This is a genomic window from Sphingomonas sp. FG14 (genome assembly GCF_057809675.1).
Map to the genome: position 1 here is coordinate 1 of NZ_JBMDKK010000041.1, position 8,610 is coordinate 8,610.

The 8,610-nt window shown below is 64.1% G+C and carries 17 protein-coding genes and 1 tRNA gene; 1 reads left to right on the forward strand and 17 read right to left on the reverse strand.

Annotation, left to right across the window (positions count from 1 at the left end; genetic code table 11):
• Window positions 1-58: 58 nt before the first annotated feature.
• On the forward strand, window positions 59-322 hold the full coding sequence (locus ACODTA_RS29980; RefSeq protein ID WP_489071329.1) for a tyrosine-type recombinase/integrase: 264 nt from the start codon (window positions 59-61) through the stop codon (window positions 320-322).
• Window positions 323-423: 101 nt separating this feature from the next.
• Here ACODTA_RS29980 and ACODTA_RS29985 read toward each other — a convergent pair.
• From ACODTA_RS29985 to ACODTA_RS30065, 17 genes are all read right to left on the reverse strand, one after another.
• Window positions 424-497: transfer RNA gene (locus ACODTA_RS29985), tRNA-Cys, on the reverse strand.
• Between the two features lie 74 nt (window positions 498-571).
• Window positions 572-1,522, reverse strand: a complete 951-nt coding sequence (locus ACODTA_RS29990; RefSeq protein WP_489071297.1) for a tyrosine-type recombinase/integrase — start codon at window positions 1,520-1,522, stop codon at window positions 572-574.
• 79 nt (window positions 1,523-1,601) lie between these two features.
• Window positions 1,602-1,829, reverse strand: coding sequence for a hypothetical protein (locus ACODTA_RS29995; protein ID WP_489071299.1), 228 nt, complete (start codon window positions 1,827-1,829; stop codon window positions 1,602-1,604).
• Between the two features lie 228 nt (window positions 1,830-2,057).
• A complete protein-coding gene (locus ACODTA_RS30000) occupies window positions 2,058-2,525 on the reverse strand; it encodes a hypothetical protein (RefSeq protein ID WP_489071301.1) in 468 nt (155 codons plus the stop codon).
• Window positions 2,526-2,735: 210 nt separating this feature from the next.
• On the reverse strand, window positions 2,736-2,993 hold the full coding sequence (locus ACODTA_RS30005) for an HU family DNA-binding protein (RefSeq protein WP_489071303.1): 258 nt from the start codon (window positions 2,991-2,993) through the stop codon (window positions 2,736-2,738).
• 55 nt (window positions 2,994-3,048) lie between these two features.
• Complete coding sequence (locus tag ACODTA_RS30010; protein WP_489071305.1) at window positions 3,049-3,228, reverse strand: hypothetical protein; 180 nt, start codon at window positions 3,226-3,228, stop codon at window positions 3,049-3,051.
• The gene (locus ACODTA_RS30015) at window positions 3,225-3,806 is read right to left on the reverse strand and encodes a hypothetical protein (protein ID WP_489071307.1); all 582 of its coding nucleotides are present in this window, start codon (window positions 3,804-3,806) and stop codon (window positions 3,225-3,227) included. The genes ACODTA_RS30010 and ACODTA_RS30015 overlap by 4 nt, the downstream gene beginning before the upstream one ends.
• Window positions 3,803-3,979 carry a YegP family protein gene (locus ACODTA_RS30020; RefSeq protein WP_489071309.1) on the reverse strand — a complete coding sequence of 59 codons (177 nt, stop codon included), beginning with the start codon at window positions 3,977-3,979 and terminating at the stop codon, window positions 3,803-3,805. The genes ACODTA_RS30015 and ACODTA_RS30020 overlap by 4 nt, the downstream gene beginning before the upstream one ends.
• Complete coding sequence (locus tag ACODTA_RS30025; protein ID WP_489071311.1) at window positions 3,972-4,868, reverse strand: phage Gp37/Gp68 family protein; 897 nt, start codon at window positions 4,866-4,868, stop codon at window positions 3,972-3,974. The genes ACODTA_RS30020 and ACODTA_RS30025 overlap by 8 nt, the downstream gene beginning before the upstream one ends.
• Window positions 4,861-5,082, reverse strand: a complete 222-nt coding sequence (locus tag ACODTA_RS30030) for a hypothetical protein (protein ID WP_489071313.1) — start codon at window positions 5,080-5,082, stop codon at window positions 4,861-4,863. Before ACODTA_RS30030 ends, ACODTA_RS30025 begins: the two co-directional genes overlap by 8 nt.
• Entirely contained in the window at window positions 5,082-5,330 is a 249-nt protein-coding gene (locus tag ACODTA_RS30035) for a hypothetical protein (RefSeq protein ID WP_489071315.1), read from the reverse strand. Before ACODTA_RS30035 ends, ACODTA_RS30030 begins: the two co-directional genes overlap by 1 nt.
• Window positions 5,323-6,423 carry a hypothetical protein gene (locus ACODTA_RS30040; RefSeq protein ID WP_489071317.1) on the reverse strand — a complete coding sequence of 367 codons (1,101 nt, stop codon included), beginning with the start codon at window positions 6,421-6,423 and terminating at the stop codon, window positions 5,323-5,325. Before ACODTA_RS30040 ends, ACODTA_RS30035 begins: the two co-directional genes overlap by 8 nt.
• Window positions 6,420-7,037: a 3'-5' exonuclease gene (locus tag ACODTA_RS30045; RefSeq protein ID WP_489071319.1), complete on the reverse strand. Its 618-nt coding sequence runs from the start codon at window positions 7,035-7,037 to the stop codon at window positions 6,420-6,422. The genes ACODTA_RS30040 and ACODTA_RS30045 overlap by 4 nt, the downstream gene beginning before the upstream one ends.
• 11 nt (window positions 7,038-7,048) lie before the next feature.
• Window positions 7,049-7,963 carry a PD-(D/E)XK nuclease-like domain-containing protein gene (locus ACODTA_RS30050; protein ID WP_489071321.1) on the reverse strand — a complete coding sequence of 305 codons (915 nt, stop codon included), beginning with the start codon at window positions 7,961-7,963 and terminating at the stop codon, window positions 7,049-7,051.
• Entirely contained in the window at window positions 7,960-8,106 is a 147-nt protein-coding gene (locus ACODTA_RS30055; RefSeq protein WP_489071323.1) for a hypothetical protein, read from the reverse strand. Before ACODTA_RS30055 ends, ACODTA_RS30050 begins: the two co-directional genes overlap by 4 nt.
• On the reverse strand, window positions 8,103-8,342 hold the full coding sequence (locus ACODTA_RS30060; protein WP_489071325.1) for a hypothetical protein: 240 nt from the start codon (window positions 8,340-8,342) through the stop codon (window positions 8,103-8,105). The genes ACODTA_RS30055 and ACODTA_RS30060 overlap by 4 nt, the downstream gene beginning before the upstream one ends.
• Window positions 8,339-8,610, reverse strand: a 272-nt coding sequence (locus ACODTA_RS30065; protein WP_489071327.1) for a hypothetical protein, incomplete at its 5' end; no start/stop codon positions are given. The genes ACODTA_RS30065 and ACODTA_RS30060, both read right to left, overlap by 4 nt.

The window sequence follows — 8,610 nt, forward strand, 5'->3', positions numbered from 1 at the left end:
CCCGATCGCCGCATAATTTAAGCCGAATGGCCTCCGGCAATCCCGGGGCGGTTCACTGATTCCCGGCCAGTCCAAACATGGGCACCGCACGAATATCGCACGCCAGTTTGCACGGGCCGTTATCCGCGCGAATCTGGACCCGTCATTGGTGACTCCGCACACGATGAGACACACCGCGATAACAAGGTTGGTAGAAGCGGGGATCGACCTTCCGACCGTCCAGAGGATCAGCGGTCACAAAACGTTGGCGATGGTTCTGCGCTACACGCACGTTCACGGGCAGCACATCGACAATGCTATGCAGGTGCTCGATGCAGCCTAGCTCGCCCAATTACACACGAATTACACACGTTCCAGACGCGAGCTTCCGAGCCACAACCTCAAATGTTGAGGTTTCGCGCTTAAATTCAACTATTTAGGAAGTGGAGGCCCGAGCCGGAATCGAACCGGCGTGCAAGGATTTGCAGTCCTCTGCGTAACCACTCCGCCATCGGGCCACGCGGCGCAAATGCGTGGGTTTTGCCGCCCTGTCAATGAGAGTTCGCAGTCGCGTCCTTCGAAGTTCGCAGATTCACGCATTGTTCTTTGCCTCTCTCTTGGCGGTTGCGGCCCTCGCGCGCAGGCGTTGCGAGGCGTATTTCAGGGCCATCTTGAAGGTCTGATGGCCCAGAATGCTTTCGATCTCCGCGACGGTGCAGCCCGCTTCGTCCATGTCGGATCCGGCCATGTAGCGCAGACCGTGAATCGACCGCTCGATCGGGAATTCGGTGGCCTTCGCGACCTTGCGGACCTCGCGGCCGATCGCGCTCGACAGGCTGTTCGCGTTGTACGGTGCGCCGGCGCCGCTCGTGAGGATGAGGATACTCCTCCCCTTCTCCCGGTCCAGATCGCGGCGCAGGCCGTCCAGATACGACCGCAGCGCGCTATGGCAGGGAATATCGAGCGGGGTGCGCGTCTTGCTCTGCCGGACCCGGATCATGTCGCCCTGAAAATCGGCCCAGGTCATCGTGACGATGTCCTCGGCGCGCTGGCCGGTGTAGCGGGCCAGCATCACGGCGGTCTTCATCGAGCGCATGGCCCGCGGGAAGAATGTGTCGAACTCGTAAGCGGACCAGCAGACATATTCGCGGGTGCCGCCCTTCCGCTTGATGCGCTTCAGCTTGGCAGCCGGGTTGAAGCCCTCCGGGACCAACTCCTCCTCGTCAGCCCAGCTATAGAGCCGGCTCGTCATCTGCTTGATCTTGTGCGCCTTGCGCGCCTGGTCAGCGAACTTGTCGCGGACGGCTTTGATCATAGCCCGTGTCGTGAGCCGGAACGGCTCTGCGCCAAGGTATTCGACGATCAAGTCGAGCGTCTTGCCATAGTCGAGCTGCGTCGAATCCGCGAGGCTGCGAAACTCACCGCTCTGGCGGTAGCGCTTGATCAGCCATGCCCAGGAATCCTTGGATGCCGGTTCGGGCTTGGCCTCGACCTTCCCGCATAGTTCCTCGTATTTGCGGTTGAACTCCTTCTCGCCCGGCACGCCCGGCAGCTTGCAATCACCCGTGACCGGGTGCCGAAAGCGCCAATATTTGCCCTTGGCGATGTAGGTATATTTGAGCTCAGTGCCCGCCATGGTTCATCTTCTCCAAGAACCGACGCTCAACCTCTTTCGCCTCAGCGGCCTCCTCGCCTTCGTCGAGAGGCTGCTCGCCAAGCCGATCCGCCCAGCGATCGAGATCCTTCCGATCGTATAGCACGCTACGACCATCGCGCTTCGGCGTCGGCCCGCGATCCTTGATCGTGCTTGCACTGCGCGACAGATAGGCAGCGGCCATCTCGATCGTCATCAGACGCGGCCAATCAGGAAGTGATGCACGGTCCATCACAGCAAAATCCTCGCTCTCAAGAGGCTGGCGAGGACCCGGTCCTCGCGAGCGATATCGGGGGAGCCGCGCGCGCTGAACCGCGCGGCGCGGTTGTCGAGCGCCTGCGCCAGCGCTTCGCAAGCAGCGGCGCCCTCGGGCGAATCGGCCCAAGCGCCGAGGTCGAAGGCGGCCGGGGTCTGCGCTGAACACTCAGTCATTGGGCCCGCCGAGCAGCATCATGTCGGGCTGGACCCGGCCTGTCTGGTATTCCAGCGCAAGCGGTTCGGCCACGCGCTCATAGACGGTCTTCCCGTCAGCCATGACGACGTTCGCCAAGAACGCCTCCTCGAACGTCTCAACCTTGCTCTCGATGGATTCGAGCTTCGCCTTGATGACGAGAAGCAGCGCACGCCCGCGCTGGCGACCGGCCTGCTCCGCCATCTGCTGGCGCTTGGCTTGGTCGAGCCGTTCCCGCCTCCCGTTATATTCGGGCATATCCTGCCATGCCGGCAGGCGAACCCGGAACCGGATCAAGCGGTCCGATAAGTTGAACTGGATCGCGAACTGGTTCGCGCTCTCCATCTGCCCGACCTGGTGCGCGCCGGCCTTTTTGACGAGCGCGATGATCTCCGCGATCGAGCGCTCAATCGGAACGCTGGTGCCTTCCGCATAGGCCATTATGGCTCACTCCTATCCGGGCGCCCCTGCTCGATCGGCAGCGGCGTGCCGCATCCCGCACATTCGGCAGTCACCCGACGCATGTAGAAATTCGATTTCCCGCAGGTCGGACAGCGATCGCCGGTCCGATAGGGAACCGGCTGCCAACCACCGTCACGCGCCGACATGAGGGACGCGCTATCAGGAAATGGGATGGCAGCCGGCCCCATCTCAATTCCCCTTCGAGGCTTTGAGCACGATCGCATCGCGCGCGGCGACGTGGATCTCCTCGCCGGTACGCGGATTGCGGGCGACGCGGGCGTTCTTGTGAACTTTCTTGAGCGTGCCCAGGCCGGGCAGCATCAGGCGGCCCGTCGAGTTCACGACGGACGTGATCGCGTTGCCGAGCACATCAGCCACGGCACCGGCATCCTTCTTCGAAATTCCGGCCGCCTCGGAAAGGGTGGCAATGAGAGCGGGTTTCGACATTCTGCACTCCATCATCGTGCCGGGCTCGTTTCGCCGCCCGACGAGGCGTTTACGGCTACCTCGCCGTATTCTCGGCCCGGACCTGCTCGATCGTGACGACGCCCTCGTGGAAAAGGCGCTCGCCCAGCTTGCGCAGGCCGTTGTGGAAATCGGTGCGACAGGTGCCGCAGCAGAACTTGGGGTTCTGGCGAGATGGCGGCACCGGGTTCGGGCAATAGAGACAGATGCGCGTCATGCCGGCACCTGATCGATATTGGCGCGCACGACGCGGAACGTCAGCGCGACGATCGCGGGGTTATCCTGCCAGCGCTCGCCTGCCTTGGTGTGGAGGCTTTCCCACAGCGATTTGAAGACGAATGCCGGCGGCCAACCGATCACGGACAGACCTGGAACGTGCCAGGTGCCGACATCGACCTCGGGGTTCTTCAATCGAACGCCTTCCGCGATCGCATCTGCGTCGCTGATCTCGTTCAGTCGCTCAAACCCTACAGCCTCCACGATCAGCGTCAGGCGCGAAGCCCAGCGCGGCATATGCATCCCGGCGCGACGGCGGCCCTGCTCGGCACCGTCCGCCTCGGCCCAATTGAACGTGGAGCCATCGGCGGGATAGAAGAGTGGCTGGTCGCCACCCATCTCCGACGGCGCCAGATCGTCGTAGGCCGGCGCGGTCTTCCACTCCTCGCGTACCCAAAGGCGATCGCCGCCCTGGACGAGCCGTATCGGTGAGGACTTGAGACGCCGCGTCTGGGTTTTGTCGCCTCGGTTGAGCGCGCAGACCATCGGGCCCGAGAAAAGGATGGGGCGGTCGGTCATATGATCTTCTCCGACACGCCGGCACCCGGCGCGATCGCCTTGAGCCGGTCGATTGAGCGAAGGATGGCGGAGCGCTTCACGAAGGTTTCTGCGCTTTCGGCGAGCACGACGCCGTTCGGGGCGACCAGGCGCCAGTGCCATTGCTTGTCGGCGGTGCGATAGATCTCAAACATGGGCCGTCTCCGGCATCGCGTTATGTTCCACGCCGTCCAGCAGCCGGCCCGCAGCCTTCTTCCCTCGATTGCGCATCCACCATCCACGAGCGACGAAGCCGCCCGTTGTGAGCAATTCATCGCCCGGCTGCAGGTCATCGGAAGCGACGGGGGCCCATGCCCCCCACTGCTTGAACATGAAGGGCACTCCCGATTTCGCGCATTGATCGCGCAGCCCCTGGGCCCAATCTGGACGCATCGGGCGGGCGCCGGGGCCGCTCTCGCCGCCGACGATCATCCAGTCGGGCATCCACTCCGCAGGAATATTGCCCAAGTCACCGAGCAGAGGTTCGGCCGACCAGAACTTCACCGCCGCGTTGATCTTGGCGAGGATCGGCGCCCGTTCCTCCATTCGGCGACGATCTTCGACCGACACACCGAGCCAGACATTCGGGAGCGGCAGCTCAGACCAGTCGAGCGCAGAGTGGCACGACCATTCCCTTTGGCGCTCAGGCAACGCAGCGAAATACTCGAACGCGCGTTCCGGTCGCTTCGTCAGGAATTGATAGGTGTGTTGCGGCGCCTCGACCGTCATCGCCATCACACGATCGATATCGTTGAACGATACTGACGGGTGGAATGCATCCCCGTGCGCGCAGACGAAGATCCTGCGTGGCCGCTTCCAGCTTCGCGGCTGGAATTCGACGGATTCGTTGAACCGTGTCTCGCCAGTCCAGACCGGCCCGGCCTTCGTCTCGACTGTCAGCCCCTTGCGGGATGCGGTATTCCGCAGCCGCGTGCCTGCAAGCCTCATAGCGTAGCAGTTCGTGCATCCCGGCGAGACGACCGAGCACCCGTTTATCACGTTCCAGGTCGCGTCGGTCCATTCGATCTGGGTACCGTCAGCCATGCGCGGCCTCCTTCGGCTGATAATCGAGAGAGGTCGGGTGGCACGGGCTTGCGTGCTGATCCCCGTCGAGGCGGACCATCACGTAGTGGCTCATGCCGAAATCCTCGGGATCGATGGTCCCCAAGGACCGATCACCCTTGAGTTCGGTGTGGCGGACGCGTTTGCCGACGATCGGATCAATGCCGTAGAAGCGGCGGACATAATCGTACGCCATCATGCGCTCCCCGCAGCCGGGGGCATGCGAGCGTGAAAGACCTCGGCAGCGGCTTCGCCAACCTCCATCATGATCTGCCCCGTGGCCGACCACATGGTTCTTGCATCAGGCGCTCCATTACCAATCGCGTAGCCCAAGCCTGAGGCGATCATGCGCGCTGCGCGATCCTGGCCGAGCTTGTCGATGCATTCGGCAAAGGCAGCTTGCAGCACAGCCGCCGCCTCCATTTCAGCGCGGTCTTCAGACATTTCCCTTCCCTCCCAGCCGCTTCTCGGCTTCATCCAGCGCGCGCAGAACCTCGATCCCGAGATCGTCGGGCATTGCCGCGATGTCGGGCCCGCGCAGGCCGCGAAGCTGCGCGAGGTGTTCGATGTTGGGTGACACCTCGGCGGCGCGCTTGATCTCGTCGGCGACCTTGCGGGCCGGGTGATCGGAATGGGTGCCGTCGTGCAGTTCGCCGTGTTCGGCGTCGGCGCGGCCGGTTTCCAGCTCACCGCCCTCAGCTCGCGGCGGCGCCGTCGCGGCGTCGACCAGCCGCTTCGCCGCGTCGGTCGCTTCCTGGACGCCGACACGGGGAAATTCGTCCTCCGCATTGATTTCGCGGCGATCGAGCGACCGATATGTGACCTTGAGGTTCACGATATCGGTGATGGTCCAATTGTTCGATGGACCCAGCTTCGCCTCGAGGCGCGCGCGCGAGATGCCGATATCGTCGAACCTCGCGATCGCCTCCGCGATTTGCGCCGGCAACGGGATCGCGCCCTGCCCGGTCTGCAACGTCTCGAAGCAAGTGCTCTTGGCGGCTTCCTTGAGATAGGCGGGGAGCACGCGGAATATGCACTCGCGCAGCCGGCGCGCGCCGTTGTTCGCGTTGTTCTCGTAAATGTCGCGCATCTCCACGAGCACCTTGGCGCCGTTGCGCGTATCGACCTTGTGCGGGACGATGAAGGTCATCCGGCTCTGCGTGTTCGTTTCGAGATCCCATGCGAAGGCCAGCATCTCCGACGTCCGGCTATCGTCGTCTCGATCGAGTTCCATGACGCCGTAGGAGATGTTCCCCCAGCACCGCGCCAATTCCTCGGCGAGCTTGATCGTCTCGCCGGTGACGGACTCTTTCCCGCGGGGAAACTTGAAAAACGCCTGCTCGGCCACCGCCATCGTCCGGCAGCTCTCCAGCGCCTTCGCGAGTGCCTTGGGCTCGTCGCGCGGGCAGCGCTGCGCAACCGTGACGGCGGCCTGGACTTCGGCGATCGCGCGCGACTGCTCGATCGATGTGGCCTGGCTGGCGGGTTCGCGCCGGCTCTGGGACATGATGTCCTGGGCTGTGACGGCCTTGTTCACGCGGCCCTCGCCGGCTTGAACATCGCCACGCCGCAGTTGCGGACGAGATGCCAGAAGACCCGCATCGCGGCTTCGACGTCGACCAGCGCGTCATGGGCGCCGTCCAGATCCTCGTTGAAGAAATGCTTGATGCACTCCCCCAGGTTGGGGGCCTTGGGGCCGCGAATGTTCGCGCGGATCATCTTCTCCGTCGGCGGCAGATTGATGACGTACTTCGACCGATAGAGCGTGCAGAAGTTCGGGATGGGCGGCGCCCATTTGAACCCCTTGTGGCGCGCGGCCATGATCCGCATCATGCGGCGATCGAAGCTCTCGTTGTGCCCGACCATGAGTTGGGCCTGGTCGACCCGCGCCGCGAACGCTTCGAACGCCTCCGCGGGATCAACGCCTTCGTCGCGCGCCCGCTCGAGCGAGATCCCGTGCGCCGCGAACGCTTCGGGCGCCATCGTCGCGCCGTAGCCGGGCTTTACGATGTTCGCCCAGCGATCGATCTCCCGCCCTTCCATGTCATACAGGATCATCGCGAGCTGGATGACGTGGGGCTGGCGCGGATCGTCGCTGGGATCGTGCCAGAGCGGAAGGCCGGTCGTCTCGGTATCGTACCCAAGGATCATCGTTCGTCCTTTCAGTCGTAGGAGAGTTCGCCGAGCTCGACGCGCTGGTTGATGCTGGCGCGAAGGGCTGCGGACATGTGGAGGGGGCGGATCGGACGCTCGGGCGTCGTGTAGGCCGGCCATTCGCCGGTGCGGACGCCATGGGCGAACTTGTCGAGCGCGGCCCGGTTGAGCATCCGGGCCTGGTTGATGTCGTCATTGTCGAGGTGGTCGATCGAGACGACGTGCGGATAGCTGCTCTCGACCGTCACCAGCACGAAGCGGCGCGTCTCCGCCCCTTCGGGATAAAGCTGCTCGAGGACGTCGAGATAGTGGGCGGCGGACTGGAAATAGCCATAATTGCTGGCGGCGCGCTCATAGACCGCCTGCGATGCGTCGTCGGCGGACTTCACATCGGGGATGATCTCCATGACGTCCGGCAGCACATCCGGCCGGGCACGCATCCAGACGCCGGTCTTCGGGTCGCGCGCGCACAGCGTCATTTCCGGCGTGCCTGCCGTCAGCAGCGCATTGGCGAGCGGATCTTTCGAGACGGCCTCGGCCATCGCCTGGATCCGCCTGAACTCGCTGACCGTCAGGATCGTCTTCCCGGCCTCGCGCGCATCCTGCCAGCCGGCGATGTAATCGGCCCACTTCGTCGTATGGCTCGACACGAACCCGTCCGGCACCAGATGATAGTCGGCAGGCACAGCGCCATTGACCAACAGGAGATCGTGGAGCCCGCGACCGAGGCGGAGTGAGCGCGTATCCGCACGCACCATGCGACGCGGGTTCTGAGGGCATTGCGCCCAGAAGTGCGCCGCGCTCTTGGCATCGATAAGCTTGAGCCCGCTCGACGAGATCGAGGGGGAATCGCAGATTTCGGCCGCGTGGTAGAGATTGCCGTCGATACCGGGGTATGCACCGGGTTCGCTGATCAGCTTCACCACGCCCTCCACTTCATGCGGAGGAGCCTGCCGATCGGCGTGCGCGAGGCGATCAGGCAATGCCGGACGATGATACCCAGCGCGACCGCGACAATGCCGAGGGAGATCGCGGCCGGTGCGATGTGAAACGCGATCGCGATCATGCCGCCCTCCGCAACTGCGCGTCGGCGCGCTGCGCATCGGTTTGCTGCGACACGGGCGTGCCGACCGCGATCCAGATGTTCGCCGCCGTCTCCGCGTCCGCGTGGGAGGAGAAGCGCGCGACATGACCGTCAGCCCGGCACCAATGGCCGAACCCCGAATAGGTCAGGCGCCAGTGCAGGCCCGAACCCGGCCGCAGATCGCGACTGTAATCGACGATGGCGGTGCGCGCGGTCATACGAACCAGACCTCCGCCTTGGGCTGCGGCGCCATCTGGTCCATGGCGATCTCTATCAGGGTGTTCACGTCGACCCCGACGTTCTCAGCGCGTGAGCAGAGCGTATCGGTGAGGCTGCGTGCCCGGGTCTGCAGCACGATCGCTTCGGAGCTATCCGTTACAGCCGTGACGGCAGCAGCAGTCACGCGCGCCAGTTCGCGGACATGCGAGTGTACCCGCTCCGCCGCCTCATAGACGGGCAGCGGTATGGGGGTGGCGCGCTCTGGGG

Bases quoted from the DNA above. Each gene is read 5' to 3' on its own strand.
- ACODTA_RS30010 (WP_489071305.1), bottom strand. From the start codon at position 3,228: ATGACGCGCATCTGTCTCTATTGCCCGAACCCGGTGCCGCCATCTCGC.
- ACODTA_RS30045 (WP_489071319.1), bottom strand. From the start codon at position 7,037: ATGATCCTTGGGTACGATACCGAGACGACCGGCCTTCCGCTCTGGCAC.
- ACODTA_RS30000 (WP_489071301.1), bottom strand. From the start codon at position 2,525: ATGGCCTATGCGGAAGGCACCAGCGTTCCGATTGAGCGCTCGATCGCG.
- ACODTA_RS29995 (WP_489071299.1), bottom strand. From the start codon at position 1,829: ATGACGATCGAGATGGCCGCTGCCTATCTGTCGCGCAGTGCAAGCACG.
- ACODTA_RS30035 (WP_489071315.1), bottom strand. From the start codon at position 5,330: ATGTCTGAAGACCGCGCTGAAATGGAGGCGGCGGCTGTGCTGCAAGCT.
- ACODTA_RS30025 (WP_489071311.1), bottom strand. From the start codon at position 4,868: ATGGCTGACGGTACCCAGATCGAATGGACCGACGCGACCTGGAACGTG.
- ACODTA_RS30005 (WP_489071303.1), bottom strand. From the start codon at position 2,993: ATGTCGAAACCCGCTCTCATTGCCACCCTTTCCGAGGCGGCCGGAATT.
- ACODTA_RS30015 (WP_489071307.1), bottom strand. From the start codon at position 3,806: ATGACCGACCGCCCCATCCTTTTCTCGGGCCCGATGGTCTGCGCGCTC.
- ACODTA_RS30020 (WP_489071309.1), bottom strand. From the start codon at position 3,979: ATGTTTGAGATCTATCGCACCGCCGACAAGCAATGGCACTGGCGCCTG.
- ACODTA_RS30055 (WP_489071323.1), bottom strand. From the start codon at position 8,106: ATGATCGCGATCGCGTTTCACATCGCACCGGCCGCGATCTCCCTCGGC.
- ACODTA_RS30030 (WP_489071313.1), bottom strand. From the start codon at position 5,082: ATGGCGTACGATTATGTCCGCCGCTTCTACGGCATTGATCCGATCGTC.
- ACODTA_RS30060 (WP_489071325.1), bottom strand. From the start codon at position 8,342: ATGACCGCGCGCACCGCCATCGTCGATTACAGTCGCGATCTGCGGCCG.